The 17,508-nt window shown below is 67.9% G+C and carries 13 protein-coding genes and 1 pseudogene; 1 reads left to right on the top strand and 13 read right to left on the bottom strand.

Going from position 1 to position 17,508, the window contains the following annotated elements:
- Window positions 1-5: 5 nt before the first annotated feature.
- The 3 genes from KY501_RS26315 to KY501_RS26305 form a co-directional block, all read right to left on the bottom strand.
- Entirely contained in the window at window positions 6-542 is a 537-nt protein-coding gene (locus tag KY501_RS26315) for a hypothetical protein (RefSeq protein WP_224366202.1), read from the bottom strand.
- Window positions 543-625: 83 nt separating this feature from the next.
- Entirely contained in the window at window positions 626-1,798 is a 1,173-nt protein-coding gene (locus KY501_RS26310; RefSeq protein WP_224366201.1) for a thiolase family protein, read from the bottom strand.
- Window positions 1,799-1,882: 84 nt separating this feature from the next.
- Window positions 1,883-4,282 carry a 3-hydroxyacyl-CoA dehydrogenase/enoyl-CoA hydratase family protein gene (locus tag KY501_RS26305; protein ID WP_224366200.1) on the bottom strand — a complete coding sequence of 800 codons (2,400 nt, stop codon included), beginning with the start codon at window positions 4,280-4,282 and terminating at the stop codon, window positions 1,883-1,885.
- A 112-nt stretch (window positions 4,283-4,394) separates the two neighbouring features.
- Between KY501_RS26305 and KY501_RS26300 the strand changes: the two genes are divergently transcribed.
- Window positions 4,395-6,149 (top strand): M1 family metallopeptidase, encoded by a 1,755-nt coding sequence (locus KY501_RS26300; RefSeq protein ID WP_224366199.1) that lies wholly within the window; start codon window positions 4,395-4,397, stop codon window positions 6,147-6,149.
- 44 nt (window positions 6,150-6,193) lie between these two features.
- Here the strand turns inward: KY501_RS26300 and KY501_RS26295 are convergent, their stop codons facing one another.
- The 10 genes and pseudogenes from KY501_RS26295 to KY501_RS26255 form a co-directional block, all read right to left on the bottom strand.
- The gene (locus tag KY501_RS26295) at window positions 6,194-6,889 is read right to left on the bottom strand and encodes a fimbrial protein (protein WP_224366198.1); all 696 of its coding nucleotides are present in this window, start codon (window positions 6,887-6,889) and stop codon (window positions 6,194-6,196) included.
- A 19-nt stretch (window positions 6,890-6,908) separates the two neighbouring features.
- Window positions 6,909-7,778: a DNA-methyltransferase gene (locus KY501_RS26290; RefSeq protein ID WP_224366197.1), complete on the bottom strand. Its 870-nt coding sequence runs from the start codon at window positions 7,776-7,778 to the stop codon at window positions 6,909-6,911.
- 258 nt (window positions 7,779-8,036) lie between these two features.
- A pseudogene (gene rpmE / locus KY501_RS26285) lies at window positions 8,037-8,252 on the bottom strand (50S ribosomal protein L31); the annotation flags it as partial.
- Between the two features lie 113 nt (window positions 8,253-8,365).
- A complete protein-coding gene (locus KY501_RS26280; RefSeq protein WP_224366196.1) occupies window positions 8,366-9,301 on the bottom strand; it encodes a bifunctional UDP-sugar hydrolase/5'-nucleotidase in 936 nt (311 codons plus the stop codon).
- A gap of 36 nt (window positions 9,302-9,337) precedes the next feature.
- The gene (locus KY501_RS53265) at window positions 9,338-9,469 is read right to left on the bottom strand and encodes a hypothetical protein (protein WP_255636873.1); all 132 of its coding nucleotides are present in this window, start codon (window positions 9,467-9,469) and stop codon (window positions 9,338-9,340) included.
- Window positions 9,466-10,362, bottom strand: a complete 897-nt coding sequence (locus tag KY501_RS26275) for a tetratricopeptide repeat protein (protein ID WP_224366195.1) — start codon at window positions 10,360-10,362, stop codon at window positions 9,466-9,468. Before KY501_RS26275 ends, KY501_RS53265 begins: the two co-directional genes overlap by 4 nt.
- A gap of 73 nt (window positions 10,363-10,435) precedes the next feature.
- Entirely contained in the window at window positions 10,436-12,109 is a 1,674-nt protein-coding gene (locus tag KY501_RS26270) for a CheR family methyltransferase (RefSeq protein WP_224366194.1), read from the bottom strand.
- Window positions 12,110-12,113: 4 nt separating this feature from the next.
- The gene (gene cheB / locus KY501_RS26265) at window positions 12,114-13,169 is read right to left on the bottom strand and encodes a chemotaxis-specific protein-glutamate methyltransferase CheB (RefSeq protein WP_224366193.1); all 1,056 of its coding nucleotides are present in this window, start codon (window positions 13,167-13,169) and stop codon (window positions 12,114-12,116) included.
- A gap of 68 nt (window positions 13,170-13,237) precedes the next feature.
- On the bottom strand, window positions 13,238-15,697 hold the full coding sequence (locus KY501_RS26260; RefSeq protein WP_224366192.1) for a hybrid sensor histidine kinase/response regulator: 2,460 nt from the start codon (window positions 15,695-15,697) through the stop codon (window positions 13,238-13,240).
- Window positions 15,694-17,508 (bottom strand): methyl-accepting chemotaxis protein, encoded by a 1,815-nt coding sequence (locus KY501_RS26255; RefSeq protein ID WP_224366191.1) that lies wholly within the window; start codon window positions 17,506-17,508, stop codon window positions 15,694-15,696. The genes KY501_RS26260 and KY501_RS26255 overlap by 4 nt, the downstream gene beginning before the upstream one ends.

The following is a 17,508-nucleotide window of genomic DNA, read 5'->3' as shown; positions in this document are numbered from 1 at the left end:
GCGCGCTATGGAGACTTCGCCCACTGCTCGCGCAGGTCGTCGTAACGCTCGCCCAGGATGGAAAGGACTTCGTGCTTCACCGAGAACTGGAGCACGTCCCCCTTCTTGAAGCTCATGTCCACGATGACCTTGTTCTCGTTGATGCTGCTGGTGCTCACGATGGTGGTGCCGTCGTCCAGCGTCCCGGTGACGGTCCACTGAATCCAGTCCCAGGCTTCACCTCCTACGAGTTGCCCGGTGAACCCCGTGTTGGGATCCGTGAGCGTCGAGCCCTGCACCCGGAAATTGAAGATGGTCTCCGCCACGTTCTGATCCGCGTCCCGCGTCAGCACGTCCTCGATGATGAGGCTCTGAGGTCCATTGAAGACCCGCCTCAGCAGGGTTTCTCCCTGCGCGGTGACCTGTCCGTCGGCGGAGCGGGTCGTGTTGATGCCCTTGTAGTAATAGGTCTGCACCTGCTCGTTGAGATCCGAGCTACAGCCCAGGCCCGACATCGTTCCGAGCACCAGGGCCATCACCGCCACAGACTGCCGCATTCGCATGGACGCTTCTCCCCAAAGAAACGGGCCCCTCCCTATGCACGGGAGAGGCCCTTTCCGAAGTCAGCAGGCTGTCCGAATCGAGGCTACTTCGCCACCTCGACGAGCGCCGCGGCGCCCATCCCTCCACCAATGCACATCGTGACGACGCCGTAGCGGCCGTTGCGGCGCTTCAGCTCGTACAGGATGGTGCCGACCAGTCGCGCACCGGACACGCCCAGCGGGTGACCCAGGGCGATGGCGCCGCCGTTCGGGTTCACCTTGTCCAGCGGGATGCCCAGCTCGCGGATGCAGTGCAGCGCCTGGGCGGCAAAGGCCTCGTTGAGCTCGAAGACGTCGATGTCCTCGATCTTCAGCTTGTTCTTCGCCAGCAGCTTCTTCACCGCCGGGATGGGCCCCACGCCCATGATCTCCGGAGGCACGCCGGCCACCTGGTAGTCCAGGAAGTAGCCCAGCGGCTTCACCCCGAGCGCCTTCGCCTTCTCCTCGCTCATCACCACCGCCGCCGCCGCGCCATCCGTCAGCGGAGACGCGTTACCCGCCGTCACCACGCCCTTGGCGTTGAAGGCCGGCTTGAGCTTCGCCAGGCCCTCCAGCGTGGTGTCCGGGCGCAGGATGGTGTCGAACGTGACGGTGACCTGCTTGGGCTTGCCGTCGTCGTCGTACATCGTCGTGGCGATGGGGAGGATCTCGTCCTTGAACTTCCCCTGCTCGCGGGCCGTGGCTGCCCGGCGCTGGGACTCGTAGGCGAACTTGTCCGCATCCGCCCGCGTCACGTTGTAGCGGCTGGCGATGTTCTCCGCCGTGGCGCCCATGGAGGTGTAGACCTCCGGGTGCTTCTCCATGATCTCCGGGTTGGCGCTCACCTTGTTGCCGCCCATGGGGACCATCGTCATCGTCTCGGTGCCACCGGCGACCGCCACCTGGATCATCCCCGCCTGGATGGCCTGCGCCGCCTGGGCGATGGCCTGGGTACCCGACGAGCAGAAGCGGTTGATGGTCATCGCCGGCACGGAGTCCGGCAGGCCACCCAGCAGCGCGGCCTGGCGCGCGACGTTCATGCCCTGCTCGGCCTCGGGCATGGCGCAGCCGAGGATGACGTCCTCGACTTCGTCCGGCTTCAGCCCGGGAACCCGAGCCACCGCCTCCTTGATGACATGGGCCGCGAGCGTGTCGGGCCGCGTGTCCTTGAACTCTCCCTTGTGGGCGCGGGTGAACGGCGTCCGCACCGCGCTGGCAATCACGACTCGACCGGCCATGTTTCGTCTCCTCGCCTGGAGAGCATCCAGGCATTCAAGGTCTTCATCTGAATCGCTCTGAGAAGGTTGGATAAGAGCCGCGCGCTAGTTCCGCAGCGGCTTGCCCTTCTCCAGCATGAACATGAGCCGATCCTGCGTCTTCGACTCGCCAATGAGGCTCAGGAACGCCTCAAGCTCCAGTTCCAGCAGCCGCTCCTCGGTGACCAGCGCGGAGGGGCTGGTGTCGCCACCGGTGAGCACGCGCGCCAGCTTCTGGCCGATCTTCCGGTCGTGCTCGGAGATCTGGTTGTTGAGCTGCATGTCGTACAGCATCATGTCGATGGTGGCGGCGCCGCTGGGCCCAGGCAGGCGGAAGCGGGTGGGCCGAGGCGGCTGGAAGCCCGAGGCCGCCATGCCCAGCACGCGGGCCTTGGCGTCCATGAGCAGGAAGTCGCGGTTGGCGCTGATGCCGTCGGTGGCCTTGAGGAAGCCCGCCTCGCGAGCCTCTTCGGCGCTGGTGGCCACCTTCGCGGTGCCGATGGACAGGAACACCTTCTTGAGGAAGGGCAGCGGATCGAAATCCTTGTCCGTGGAGTACGGGCCGTAGACGTTGCGCAGCAGTTGCATGTTGCCGCCGCCGCCGGGGATGAGGCCCACGCCGACCTCGACGAGGCCCATGTACAGCTCGGCCGAGGCCTGGATGGCGTTGCCGCCCATCGTCACCTCCGCGCCGCCGCCCAGGGTGAGGTTGAAGGGCGCCGTCACCACCGGCACGCCGCTGTAGCGCATGCGCTGGTTGGCCGCTTGGAAGGCCGCCGCCATCTTCCGGATGGCGTCGAACTCGTCGCTCTTGGCCGCCATCAGCATGGCCATGATGTTGGCGCCCGCCGAGAAGTTCGACCCGTCGTTGCCGATCACCAGGCCCTGGAAGTTCTTCTCCGTCTCGTCCAGCGCGGTGTTCATCATCGCGATGATCTCATCGTCGATGGAGTTCATCTTCGAGTGGAACTCGAGCAGGGTGACGCCGTCACCCATGTCCCACAGCGAGGCGCTGTCGTTGCCGGTGATCTTCTTGTTGCCGCGCTTGAGGTACTCCACGCGCAGGGTGCGCGGGCTCTCCTGCACGGGCTTCACGGACTTGCTGGGGATGTCCCAGTAGGTGTCCCGGCCGTCCTGCACGCCGTAGAAGGACTCGCGGCCGGCGGCCAGCATCTCCTCCACCCAGGCGGCGGGCTGGATGCCCAGTTCCTTCATGCGCGCCACGCCGGCCTTCACGCCGTAGGCATCCCACGTCTCGAAGGGCCCGAGGTCCCACCCGAAGCCCCAGCGCACGCCGCGGTCGACGTTGACGATGTCGTCGGCGATCTCGGGGATGCGGCGGCTGGAGTAGGCCAGCACGTCCAGCGTGACGCGCTCGGCGAACTTGGCGGCCTTGTCCTGGCCCTTCATCACCGTGGCGATGCGCTCGCGCACATCCTCCACTTCCTTGGCGGCGCCCAGGGACTCGAAGCGCACCTTGTTCTGCGGCCGGTAATCGAGCGTCTTGAGATCCAACGCGTGGATCTCCTTCTCGCCGTCTCCGCCACCGCCCTTGGCCTTCTTGTAGAAGCCGGAGCCGCTCTTGTCGCCGAGCATGCCCTTCTCCACCATCTTCTGGAGGAAGTCGGGGATGGCGAACGTGTCGCGCTTCTCGTCCTGGGTGAGCGTGTCGTAACAGTTCTTCGCCACGTGGACGAAGGTGTCCAGACCGACGATGTCCGCGGTGCGGAAGACGGCGGACTTGGGCCGCCCCATGGCCGGGCCAAAGATCTTGTCGACCTCCTCCACGGTCATCTCCGCCTCACGCATCTCGGAGATGGTCTTCATCATCCCGTACACGCCGATGCGGTTGGCGATGAAGTTGGTGGTGTCCTTGCCGTAGACGATGCCCTTGCCGAGCACCGCCTCGCCAAAGCCGTGGATGGTGCGCACCACCTCGGGGTCGGTCTCCTGACCGGCGACGAGCTCCAGCAGCTTCATGTAGCGCACGGGGTTGAAGAAGTGCGTGACGAGGAAGTGCTTGCGGAACTCGGGGCCGCGGCCCTGGAGCATGCCGGCGATGGAGAGGCCCGAGGTGTTGGAGCTGACGATGGCGTCCTTGCGGGCGTACTGCTCGACCTTGGCGAACAGGGCCTGCTTGACGGCCATGTCCTCCTTCACGACTTCGATGACCCAGTCGCACTCGGCGATGCGGGCCATGTCGTCCTCGAAGTTGCCCACCTCGATGGCGGTGAACACCTGCTCGGAGACGATGGGGCTGGGGCGCTGCTTGCGCATGTTGGCCAGCGCTCCCAGGACGAACTTGTTGCGGAAGGCCTTGGAGCTGGTGTCCTCGCCTGGAGCGGCCTTGGGGGGGACGATGTCCAGCAGCAGAGCGCGCACACCCGAGTTGGCCAGGTGCGCGGCGATGCCACTGCCCATCACGCCCGCGCCCAGCACTGCCACTTTGCGGATCCGCGTCTTCATCAAAAAGGCTCCCTGAGGGGAAGAAGGGACTGCACAAATGTCGGCGTTTGACCCGAAAGTCAATCGAGAGTCTCGCCACCGGGTCGCCCTTGCGACTACAACCGTCGCCCCCATGCCCCGCCTCGACCCACACTCGTACAACGACAGCACGCAGCCGGAGACCGAATCCCTTGACTGGAGGGCCCGTGTGGACTTCCGGACTCGGAGGCTGCACGCGGAGGTGACCCTCACCCTCAAGGAGGCCTCCGCGGGACCGTTGGATCTGGACACTCGGGAACTCGACATCCGTGCAGTGGTGGATGCCCAGGGGAAACCGCTCCCCTTCAACCTGGCGCCGCCGGAGCCCATCCTCGGCAGCCGGCTGCGGATTGAATTGCCGGCGGGATTGAGGCAGCTGACAGTGCGCTATCGCACCTCGCCCCAGGCGAGCGCCCTCCAGTGGCTCACGCCCTCGCAGACGGCGGGCGGGCAGCACCCGTTCCTGTTCAGCCAGTGCCAGGCGATCCACGCACGGTCGGTGATTCCGCTCCAGGACACGCCGCGCATCCGCATCCGGTACACGGCGGCGCTGACGATTCCGAAGGCGCTCAAGGCGGTGATGGCGGCGGGATTCGTGAAGCGCGAGGAGCCCGGGGTGGAGGCGGTGGAGCACTACGAGATGCCGCAGCCGATTCCGCCGTACCTGCTGGCCTTCGCGGTGGGGAGCCTGGCACCCAAGGAGCTGGGGCCACGCTCGCGGGTGTGGGCCGAGCCGGAGCTGCTGGAGGATGCGGCCTCCGAGTTCGAGGACGTGGACGCGATGCTGCGGGTGGCCGAGTCCCTGTTCGGGAAGTATGACTGGGAGCGGTTCGATCTGCTCACGATGCCGCCTTCGTTCCCGTACGGCGGCATGGAGAACCCGCGGCTGACGTTCCTCACGCCCACGCTGCTTGCGGGGGACAAGAGCCTCGTGAATGTCGTGGCGCACGAGCTGGCGCACTCGTGGACGGGGAACCTGGTGACGAACGCCTCGGCCGAGCACTTCTGGCTGAACGAGGGCTTCACCGTGTTCGCCGAGCGCCGCATCCTGGAGGCGCTAGAGGGGCCGGAGCTGGCGGCGCTCCATGCCGCGCTGGGCCGCCGCTCGCTGGAGACGGCGATCGAGCACTTCCGAGCGCACCCTCAGCTCACGGCGCTGCGCACGCACCTGACGGGCATCGATCCGGACGATGTCTTCTCGCAGATTCCCTACGAGAAGGGCTACTTGATGCTGTGCGCGATGGAGGCTGCCGCGGGGCGTCCGGCCTTCGACGCGTACCTGAGGAAGTACATCGACACGTTCCGGTTCCAGGCGCTCACCACGGAGGACTGGGTGGCCTTCACCGAGCGCGAGCTGCCGGGAGTGCTTGGCAAGGTGAACGCGGAGGCCTACCTGAACCAGCCGGGGATTCCGTCCGGAGCGCCCTCACCGCGCTCGAGCCGGTTGGAGGAGTTGCAGCGGCTCAAGGGCACGGTGCCCTCGCGCGAGGAGGTAAAGGAGTGGACGCCAGCGGAGTGGCAGCTCTTCCTGGAGTGGCTGCCCACGAGCACGCCGCGCGACACACTGAGGGCGCTGGACGAGCGCTTCCAGTTCACGAAGAGCCGCAACTCGGAGGTGCTGTTGTCCTGGCTGTTGGCGGCGCTGCGGGTGCACTACGCGCCGGCGCTGGAGCGCACCGAGCAGTTCCTGGGCGAGGTGGGCCGGATGAAGTACCTCAAGCCCCTCTACAGCCTGCTGCACGCCTCCAAGGAGTACCGGCCGAAGGCGCGCGAGCTGTTCCAGAAATACGGGGAGCGCTACCACCCCATCGCCCGGCAGGGCATCGAGGGCATCCTCTCCCGCGCGTGAGGCTCAGCTGGACTGGCTCTCCAGGTGATCCGGCGTGACGCACCTCAGTCCGAGGTGACGTCGTTCACATGGTTGTAGGGCTGCCCCGCCGGGATGACGTCGCCCTGGTCGGTGGACCGCTCCTCCGTGGAGATGCTCCACACGTCCGGCGAGTCGGAGGCGTTGTTATCGATGTCTCCAGCGCACGCCACGGTGATGGAGCACTCCGGGCACTCCCCCGAGACGCCCACCTGTGCGGCCACATCCGGAGGCAGGTCCTTGAACGTAAAGGGGCGCAGGGTTGGGAACTTGAAGGTGTCCACACCGATGGCTTCGACTCCCTCCACCGGCGTGGCCTGAGCGGCACCGCGCTCCTCCACGGGCCCTGGCCCCAGGAAGTACGCGTAGCGGTTGCCCCGCTCCGGCGTGAAGCCGATCTTCGCGAGGTCCTTCACATCTCCGCCCTGCTCCTTGGCCATCCGGGCAGAGACGTAGAAGGCCTTCAGGTTCGTCATGCACTCCGACTGCTTCGCCCGGGCCTGATACCGGATGAAGTTGGGGATGGCGATCGCCGAGAGGATTCCCAGGCACGGGCAAGCCAGCACCACCACTCCCGCCCCGATGAGGACGAAGAGCAACGTCCGGCTCATGCCCTTCTTCGGCACCACCAACACGTTGCCGCAGACACAGGTGACACTGGAACCCGGCTGCGCTCCGGTCACGTCCACCGGCTTGCCGCACTTCGGACAGTTGATCGTCATCGTCCCCCCTGCTCGAACTTCAGCGCCCCACAGCGTCCAGGCGCTTCTTTGTCAGCTCCAGGTACTTCGGATCCAGGTCGATGCCCGTGTAGCGCCGGCCCAGCTTCAGCGCCGCCACACCCGAGGTGCCGCTGCCATTGAACGGGTCCAGGATCGCCGCGTCCTCCGGCGTGCTCGCCTCGATGATGCGCTCCAGCAGCGCCACCGGCTTCTGCGTCGGGTGGCTGCCGAACGCCTTCTCCTCACGGCGCGGAGCAATCTGCGTCCACATCCGCCCGGCGCCGTCGGCCGTGAGCTCCTCCTCGCCCGTGCGAGGCAGGTTCCACACGTCGCGCATCTGCTTTCCGCCGTTCTCCGCCTTCATCCGCGCGTAGTTGAACGTGTGCTGCAGCGTCTTCGTCTGCCGCGGCGACGCCCAGATGAGCAGCTCCGTCGAGTGCGTGAAGTAGCGGCACGACAGGTTCGGGCTGGCGTTCGGCTTGTACCAGGTCACCGTGTTCAGCAGCTTGAACCCCAGCTTCTGCATCGCGAAGCCCACGTTGAAGATGACGTGCTGGGTGCCGCTCACCCACAGCGTGCCCGTGGGCTTGAGCGCGCGCTGGCAGGCCTTCAGCCACTCGGTGGTGAAGCGGTGGTCCTCCTCCACGCCGCGAGACACGTCCCACGCGCCCTTCTGCACCGAGGCGCGCTTGCCGCTCTTGCACGTGAAGCCACCGTTGGACAGGAAGTACGGCGGGTCCGCGAAGATCAGATCGAACTGCTGCTCGGGGAACTGGTTCATCAGCTCCACGCTGTCACCCTGGTACAGCCGGTACGCATCACCCTTCGCGAACAGGCTCTCGCTCAGGGAGCGGTCAGCAATCTTCAGCGCTGTGGCTTCCGCGGACATCTCGCCTCCGTCTCGGGACATCGTTGACGCGGCGGAATGTGCGGGCAGATGCGTGCTACGTCCAAATTTCGACCTGTAGCACTTGAAAACTTGACCCCCTGAAACGCCGCGAGCAGGGCGGGAGCGCTTCCGAAGAAGCCTCCGTCACCCTGCTCGACGGAACAGCACGGACTGAGTCAGGCGGTGTTACGCCTTGGTCTCGGCCTTCTTGCCCTTCTTGCCAGCGGCCGGAGCGGCAGCCTCGCCACCGGCGGCAGCAGCCTCCTTGGCGGCGTTGGTGGCGGCGTACTTCTTCCGGAAGCGGTCGACGCGGCCCTGCGTGTCGAGCAGCTTGTACTTACCGGTGAAGAAGGGGTGGCAGTTCGAGCAGATTTCCACCTGGAACGAGCCGCGCGTGGACTTGGTCTCGACGATGTTGCCGCAGGCACAGGTGATGCGAGCGGGGGGATAGACCGGGTGCAGTTCAGGCTTCATGACGACATCTCCAGTGCGCCTTGCCCCCACCCACCCTTGGGCAGGAGGTCCGGCGATTGAGGTGGCCGGCGCTTATAACGGCGCGCCGGGTGCTACACAAGCCCGCCCAGCCCTCAGTGGTGCCCCGAGCCGGCCGGCTCGATGCGCTCCACCAGTTTCTGGACGGTTGGATCCGAGGGTTTATCGGTTCCAAGCTGGATGTACGACAATTGATGCGTACGGGCCAAACCCGTTGCGTCGAGTTTGGCCTCTTTCTGCAAGGCCGTCCGGCGGGCCTCGAAGGTGGCGATCGTCTCCTCGAGTGCCTTCCGGGCAGCCGGATCCTGGGTGGCGACCAGCCGCTCCTTCGCCCGGTTCAGGTTGGCCTCCAGGTTCTTCAGGTTCTCCTTGGCCTGGCCCGCGGTGTTCAGGTCCTGGAAGGTGCCCGGACCCGACACGGCCAGTTCCAGGCGAGCCACCTGCCGACCTCGCTCCCCCGGAGGAATCACGACGGCCAGGCCATCCCTGTAGGCCACACCCGTACCGCGCCCCTCATGGGACTGGATGACGAAGTCCACGCCCTCGGCCTGGGAGGCAAGCTTCCGAGCCACATCGTAGGGCATGGCCGCGAGCACGACGACGACGTCCACCTTCTCCTTCTCACGCAGGCGCTTCGCCTCCGCGAGCACGGCCGGAGCCGCAGGCTGGCCCTGGCAGTCGGGCAGCGCGCCCTCGGGAGAGGCGCCCACGATGCCGAACTTGAGCCCCGCGACGGTGGCCACCGTGGAGGCCGGGAACACCGCCTTGCCCGCCTTGTCCACGAGGTTGGCGGACAGCACCTTCATCTTCGCGCCCTTGGCCGTGCTCTTCAGGAAGTCCAGCCCCAGCGTCAGGTCGCGCGCGCCCGCGGCCATGGCCACGGTGCCCATCGCGTCCATCTGCTTGAGGATCAGCTCCGCCCGGGCCTTCTCGGTCGGATCGGCTCCCTTCGCGGGGTACTTGAAGAGCGCATTGCCCGCATCCAACACGAGCACCGGCACGTCCTTCGCGCGCTCCGCTTCAATCGCCATCTTTCGTCTGGCCAGACCGCCAGACGGGTTGTGGATTCAACCACAGGGGGCGATCTCGCCCCCGTTGTCTCCGGTAAAGATGAGCACCGCCTTCTTCGGAGCCGCGCCGGCCACGAATGGCACGAGCAGCAGCGCCAGCGCGGCGAGCGCCAGGGCACGCAGTCTCATTTGGTTCCCTTCTTCGCGGGCGCCGGTGCGGGCGCCGGTTTCGTGGGGGCGGGAGCCGGCTTCTTCTTCGCCTTGTCCAGCTCCGCGATTCGCGCCTTGGCCGTCTTCGCCTCCTCGGACTTGGGGAAGCTCTTGACGAGCTCCTCCAGCGCCAGCCGCGACTCCTCCGTCATCTTCAGCTTGGCGAAGCACTCCGAGGAGCGCAGGTACGCCTGCGGCGCCGACGGCGTCTTCGCGAAGTCCTGGATCACCTTGCCGTACTCGAAGAGGGCCTCGCGGCACTTGTCCTCGGTGAAGTACGTCTCTCCCATGCCGAAGTGGGCCTCGCCCATGAGGGGATCCTTGGCCCACTTCTTCATGAACTCCGAATAGAGCTGGCGCGCCAGGGGCAACTCGCCGGCCTTCGCCTTCTCCTGGGCCAACGCGAGGAACTCCTTCTTGTCCTCGGGGCGCTTCAGGGTTTCGGCCTGCTTCTTGGCCTCGGCTTCCTTCAGCGCATCCGGGCCCTGCTGCGTCAGCTGCTTCTTCTCCGCATCGGTGGTGAGCTTGCCGATCCCCGTCTCCAGCTCGCCGATCTTATAGAGGTACGTCTCTACCTGCCCGCGCAGGTTGGCCAGGTCCTCCACCGTCTTCTGGAGCTGGATGCCGATGTCCGCGTCGTTGCGCCGCGAGCCCGACTCCAGACTCTCCAGGGCCTTGGTCACCTCGACGACCTTCTCGTCGATGCGGGGGAGCGTGGCGGCGAGCTGCTCGCGCGCCTGCTTCAACTCCTCGTTCATCCGGGTGTTGTCGGCGGTGAGCTTGTCGACCTTGGCCTCGAGCGCACGGCCGCGGCTGGCCGGGTAGAAGCAACCCGACAGCAGGACCAGGGAGAGCACGGCGAGCCTTCTCATAGGGGCGCGCATCTTACGGCCAAACCCCGCGCGCGTCCGATCCTTCTCACGGGCATTGTCGCCTGCCCGCCTGTCAGCGGGGTTTGCCCCCGCCCTCCATCCGCTCGATGGCCTTGGCGCAGGCCACCCGGAGGCGGGAGTGGTTGAGGAAGAAGGGGGTGGCCCGGGCCCGTCCCTCCTCCAGGGAGCGGAGGGCTCGGCGATACTCGGAGGCGGCCTCGAGGAACGCCTCCCTCAGTTCGAGCAGCATCCCCAGCAGGTAGCGCGCGGCGGAGAGATCCGGGTCCAGCGCCAGGCAGCGCCGCAGGTAGTCCTCCGTCTGGGAGTCCGCCTCCCCCACCCCTTCGAGCACCAGGGCGAAGAGGCTGTCGGCCTCGACGAACAAGGGGTGCTCCTCGGAGCGGTCCGGGGCGTGCTGAGGGTGAGGGGAGCCGATGGCGGGGAACGATCCGGACACAGGCGAACCCGAGGACCACGCAGCAGGAGGCACAGCGGGGAAACGCCCCGACTCCCTCCGCGGATCGCTCCCCACCGTGGCGAAGCTTCCGGACTCCCTCCGCGGATCGGGCGACACGGCGGGGAAACGCCCCGACTCTTTCCGTGGAGCGCTCCCTACCGTGGCATGGCGGCCCGAGTCCCGCCGCGGGTCGGGCGGCACGGAGGCAAAAGTCCCCGAGTCCCGCCTCGGCTCCGCAGCAACGGTGGAGTGGCGCCCCGAATCCCTCCTGGGTGCGCTTCCCACGGCGGCGTAACGCCCCGAATCCCTCCGCGGCTCATTCCCGGGAGCAGGTTCTCTCGGCCACTCGGGAGCGAGAGCAGACGGCTGGGGCGACACGGTGGCCTCACGAGGCCGCTCCGAGCCCCCCGAGGGCACAACCACTGGGAAGGAGCCCGCGTCTCTCTTGCGCTCAGGGCCCGAGGAGGGCGGAGCTGGGAGATGGTGCTGCGCTCGGACATAGAAGAAGGCGTGGTCACTGCGAATGATGCGCAGGCTCGATGGGGCGTGCAGCAGGGGCTCCGCGGCGGAGAGCACCAACGTGCCCCCGGGCACGAGCCGCTCGGCCAGGGCCAGCACCACCCGATCGAACGCCTCCGTGGTGAAATAGATGAGGACGTTGCGGCAGAAGATGACGTCGAAGCCCTCGCCCCCACCCGAGCTGGGGTACGGCGTCTCCATCAGGTTGTGGAGCTGAAAGTACGCGCGCTCGCGCAGCTCGGGCACCAGCAGTCCACGCGCCCCGTCGGGAACGAAGTAACGCTCGCGCAGCGCGCCCGGGAGGCGGCGGATCTGATCCGCGGAGAAGCTCAGCGTCCGAGCACGGTTGAGCGCCGCCTCGGAGATGTCGGTCCCCAGCACCGAGCTGCCCGGATCCGCTCCGGCCTCGTCCATCATCATCAGGAGCGTGGCCACCTCTTCGCCCGTGGCGCAGCCCGCGCTCCAGAAGCGCAGCGGCCGCCCCGACGCCTGGGCCACCAGCGGATCGAGCACCTGCGTGCGGAAATCCCCCAGCTGCACCTCGTCCCGGAACAGATCCGTCTTGTGCACCGCCACCACGGAGATGAGCGTGGACAGCTCCGCCGCACCCGATGGGGTCTGCAGGTGCAACAGGTACTGCTGCTCCGAGAGCGAACCCCTCAGCACCGCCAGCCGCTCGTCCAGCCTCCGCCGCTGGTTGTCACTCAGGGCCATGCCCGTCCGCGTAGTGATGTACGCGTGGATGAGCGAGCCTGGCCGAGTGGGCGTCACGCCGTCACCGCCCCTGGGCGAGCGCTTCCCCGCGCGACAGCTTCACCAGCGCCGCACCCACCTCATCCCCATGGACGAGGTGATCCACCGCATTGCGCTCCACGGCCGCGCCGGGCATGCCGAACACGACGCAGGACTCCTCGTTCTGAGCCAGGGTGAGCCCACCGGCCTGCTTGATGGCCAGCATGCCCGCCGCGCCGTCCTCACCCATGCCCGTGAGGATGACGCCCAGCGCGCGCCGCCCGTAGGCCTTGGCCGCGCTCTCCAGCAGCACCGTGGCGGACGGCATGTGCCCGTCCCGCTCCACGCCCGGCTTGAGCGCCACGCGCCCCCGGAACGGGATGACCATGTGCATGCCCGGTGGAGCGATCAGCACGTGCCCCGGCATCAGCAGCTCGCCGTCCTGCGCCAGCCGGACCTTCAGCCGGCACGAGTTGGCCAGCCAGCCCGCGAGCGACTCGGCGAAGGCGGCGTTGATGTGCTGCACGATGGCAATAGGTGCCGGGAAGTCCGAGGGCAGCTCGGACAGCATCCGGTGAAGCACCTGCGGCCCACCCGTCGACGCGGCCACCGCCACCATGCCCATGCTCGGCGGCAGCAGCGAGGGCAGCTCATTGCGCACTGGCGGGGTGATTTTCTTGTGCTGGCGGATGTGGCGGATGACTCGCACCGAGGCCAGCAGCTTCAGCTCCTTGGCCAGGTTCCACGCCTCGAGCCCATCATCGATGGACGGCTTCACGCGCAGCCCCAGGGCGCCCAGCTCCAGCGCCCGGCACGTCAGCTCCGGCGCCTGCTGCCGAGGATCGGCCGTGAGCACCAGGATGGGGGTCGGGCACTCAGCCATGATGTGCTCCACGGCGGTGAGCCCATCCATCACCGGCATGTCCACGTCCATGGTGACGACGCTGGGGCGCAGCTCCTTGACCTTCGCGAGCGCCTCCTTCCCGTCGACGCACGTGCCCACGACCTGGAGATCCGGGTCCTGGCCCAGTGCTTCGCAGATGAGCTGTCGGCAGATGAGCGAGTCATCCACCACCAGCACCGACACTTTCTTGACCATTACCTGTGCATACCCCGTGCGCGACACGAGGAGTATACCCAATGACTTCGCCTGTCTCCGGGTGGCCTTTACCCCAGCAGGCGCTTCACCACGTCCACGAGGTCCTGACGGACGAGGTCGCCCTTGGTGATGTAGCCGTTGGCCCCGGCCGCCAACCCCTTCTTCCGGTCCTCCTCGCCCCCACGGGTGGTGAGGATGATGACCGGGAGTCGGTTAAGCGTCTCATGGGCCTTGAGCTGGCGGGTGAGCTCCAGGCCGTCCAGGCCGGGCATCTCCAGGTCGGTGACGACCAGGTCCACCGGCGAATCCGAGAGCAGGTGGAGGGCCTCGCCGCCATCCGAGGCCACGAGGATGTCGTACCCCACCGCCTCCAGGAGGGCGGAGATGAGCTCGCGGGTGAGGGGTGAGTCATCCACGACCAGGATCCGGCGGCGTTGAACTTCGACGGCCCGGGGAGCCGCCCGAGGCAGGCGGACGGAGAGCGAGCCGTGGGCTCCCGCCGTCAGGTAGGCGGCCGAGAGCACCATCGCCAGTCGGCCATCGGCCAGGGTGGTGGCGCCGGTGAGGTGCCCGAAGCGGGCGAGGAGGCCTCGCAGCGGGAGGATGGCTTGGACGCGCTCCTCGAGCACGCGCTCCACGGCCAGCGCGGCGGTGGCGCCCTGGCTGCGAACCACGAGCACCAGCTCGCCCTCGCTCGGACGGCGCTCCGGAGCCAGCCCTAGCAGCGTGGACAGGTGGCCGAAGGGCAGCACCCGGCCGTCCGCGTTCAGCGCCGGCCGCCCGGCCAGCTCCGTCATGGAGGAGAGGTCCAGCTTGAGGGCCCGGGTGACATGGGCGGCGCTCAGGGCGAGCGTCTCGTCCCCTGCCTTCACGAAGAGCAGCGGCGCCACCGTGAGGGAGACGGGGACGCGGATCTCGAAGATGGTGCCCCACCCGGGCGCGGACTCGACGCCCACGTCTCCGCCCAGGGTCTGCACGGCAGTGCGCACGGCATCCAGCCCCACGCCGCGGCCGGAGATGTGCGTCACCTCCTCGCGCGAGGAGAAACCGGAGAGGAAGATGAGCTCACGGGCCTGGGCCTCGGTGAGGGCTCCGGCGGCCATCTCGTCCAGGAAGCCCTTGCGGACGGCCACCTTGCGCAGCATGACGGTGTCCAGCCCCAGGCCGTCGTCCTCGACGCGCAGGACGATGCGGTTGCCCTCGCGCGAGGCGCGCAGCGTCAGACACCCCTTGGGCTTCTTGCCCGCGGCCACGCGGTCGACGCGAGTCTCCAGGCCGTGGTCCAGCGCATTGCGGATCAGGTGCAGCAGGGGTTCGCGCAGCGCCTCGACCACGGCGCGATCGGCCCGGGTGTCCTCGCCGTCCACGACGAGGTCCACTTCCTTGCCCAGCTCGCGGGCCATGTCCCGCACCACGCGGGGATAGGGCTCGAAGAGGACCGAGAGCGGCAGCATGCGGATGCGATGCACCTCCTCGACCACCTGCCCGAGATCCCTCAGCTCCTCGTTGGCCAGCAGCTTCGCCTCGCGATGGAGCGCGGCGGCCTGGTCCTTGGCCTTGCTCAACTTGGCCGCGAGCGCGGAGCCCGCGGGCCCCAGATCCTCGGCCTCACGTGCGAGCTGGGCCAGGTCCCGAGCCAGCGCCAGACGGCGGGCATTGGCCAGCTCCCGGCGGCGCACCACCTGGGAGAGGTTGGTGACGGCGCTGGTGAGCAGATCCAGGCTGCCCACGTCGATGCGGACCGAGCTGTCCGCGCGCATCTCCGGGCGTGAAGACGAGGTTGGACCCGGCGCTCCGGAGGGAGCTGACCCCGAAGTGGTTGACCCCGGTGGGCGGGGAGGCTGCGGCGGCGATGGATTCGGAACAGGCGGGCGGGTCGTACCGGCCGCTCCCGAAGGCGCGGAGCCCCCCATCGCAGGGGCGGAAGCAGTTCCCGATGGCACGGGCGGAGACGTCGGGATGGGCGGTCGGGTATTGGAACCGGAGCTCCGAGACCAGGACGACTGCGGATTCTGCGCAGGCTTCGGGGAAGGAGGCGTCGGCGCCGGTGTCTTTACCGAACCGGACGGGGGCTGCGTCGTCGGGACTGGGGGCGCGGTTGGCACGGGAGGCAGCACCACCGGCTCGGGCATGGAGCCCCCGAGCTGGATCTGCTCGACCTTGGTGCGATCCCGCAGCCACGACACCAGCTTCTCGACCTCGGGAGCATCATCCGAGGCCACCAGCCCCGAGAGCACCATGACCGCATCCGCGGACTTCAGGAGCGCATCCGCGGAATCGTGGGAGAGGGCGTACTGGGTGGTCTCGATGGAGCGGACCAGTTCCTCCATCTCATGGACGAGGACGTTGATGCTGTCGAAGCCCATCATCCGGGCTTCGCCCTTGAGGCCATGGAGCTCCCGGAGCGCCTTGCGCCCCGTCTCCACGTTGCCTCCGGACTCGAGCTCCACGATGGCGCGGTTGATGCGCTCGAGGCGCACCCCGACCAGGTCGCGGAACTGTTTGAGCAGCCTGTCCCGGGGAGTCACCCTTCACTCCTCGGCGGCGGCTGCTGGCTGATCTGGAACCGCTCCACCACGTTGCGCAGGTCCAGCGCGAGCACCAGCAGGTCACCATTGGCGGTGCTCACCTGCTTGGTGGCGTTGAGGCTCTGCTGGGTGATGCGGAGGATGTCCGCCATGGTATCGGCGAGCTGGTCGGTGCCCGTCTGCTGCTGCTGAGTGGCCAGCGAGATGGAGCGCACGGCATCGGACGTCTGCCCGGCCAGATCCAGGATCTGCTTGAGGGACTCGGAGACCTGCTGCGCGAGCTGGGTGCCAGTGTCCGTGGCGCGCACGCCTCCCTCGGTGGCGGCCACCGCCGCGCGCGAGGCCTCTCGAACCTCCTCGATGAGCCCCTCGATCTCCTTGGTGGACTCCAGGACGTTCTCGGCCAGGCGGCGCATCTCCGCGGCCACCAGCGAGAAGCCCCGGCCCACCTCGCCCGCCTTGGTGCCCTCCAGCTCCGCGTTGAGCGCCAGCAGGTCCGACTTGTCGGCCACGCCGTTGATGAACTCGACCACCTTGCCGATCTGCTGCACCCGCTTGTTCAACCGGGTGACGGCCGAGGCGATGGCCTGGTTGTCGTTGCGCATGCGGCTCATGGAGGCCAGGAAGGCCTCGGCACTGCCCTGCCCTCCCTGGGCGGCCGCGAGGGTGCGCTGGGCGATCTCCGCCACCGAACCCGCGTTCTCCGCGATCTGCCGCGCGCTCCGGGCCAGCTCCTCGGTGGTGGCGCTCGTCTCGTCCAGCGAGCTGGCCTGCTCGGCGGCACCGGCCTCGTAGCGGCCCGAGGTGGCCAGTATCTCCTCCGTGGTGGCGCTGATCTGCGCTCCCGCACGCTGCAACTGCGAGAGCACATCCGCCAGGTGCGCCCGCATCATCGCGAAGGCGGCGGAGACACCCCACACCTCATCCTCCGCGGGGATGAGCCGAGGGGCGGCGAGATTTCCATCCGCGATGCGCCGCGCCTCATCGGCGAGCTCACGGATGGGGCGTCCCACCAGCGTGCCCCCCAGATACGCGGTGGTGAGCGCCAGACCGAACACGAGCAGGCACAGCGCCCCACCCGAGGTGAAGGCTTCCACGCGCAGCTCGTGCACGCGCACCGCCTGCTCGTGCGCGGGTGTGGCGAGCACCTGCTCATAGGCGCGCTCCGCCAGCGCCGAGGCGAGGTTGGAGGAGAGCACCGCGGGCGTCACCACGGCGATGCCGGTGAAGAGCACCAGCCGGGCGCGGATCTGCGCGCGCCGGGGCATGGCGGAGATGATCTGCGCCTGCGTCAACCCGAGCTCGCTCAGCCACAACACCACCTGGCGGGCCCGCAACGTCACCAGGCAGTGGACGAGCAGCGCGGTGATGGGCCCGAAGAGCAGCCCCAGGTAGGCCACCCTCAGGCCCGTGTGCCAGCTCACGCCATCGACCGTACACACCAGGGCGCCCAGCACCACCGTGGCGAGGAGCCACATCATCAATGACTTGACGAACGTGGTGTCCGCGGCGCTGGTGGCCTCGACCGCGGCCTGGGCCAGATTCTCCGGCGTAGGAGACAGATCGCCGCGCTCCAGCCCGCGCAGCACGCGCAGGCGCCGCAGCAGCATGCCGCCGCCAGCCACCGTGGAGAGCACGCAGGCCAGCGCGCCCAGGGACATGAGCAGGTGGAAAGCACGGTCCAGCTTCTGCTCCATGGTGAGCCAGGCGTAATAGAACGCCAGCGCGGCCCCCACGAGGTTGCCCACGGGGACAGGGATCGCCAGGTGCCGGCTGAAGGAAGCCCGCCGCGCGGTGCCGCTCGTGCTCAT

Source organism: Hyalangium versicolor, from assembly GCF_020103695.1.
In the GTDB taxonomy this organism is placed as follows: Bacteria; Myxococcota; Myxococcia; order Myxococcales; family Myxococcaceae; genus Hyalangium; species Hyalangium versicolor.
This window is presented reverse-complemented; position numbering and strand designations above follow the sequence as displayed.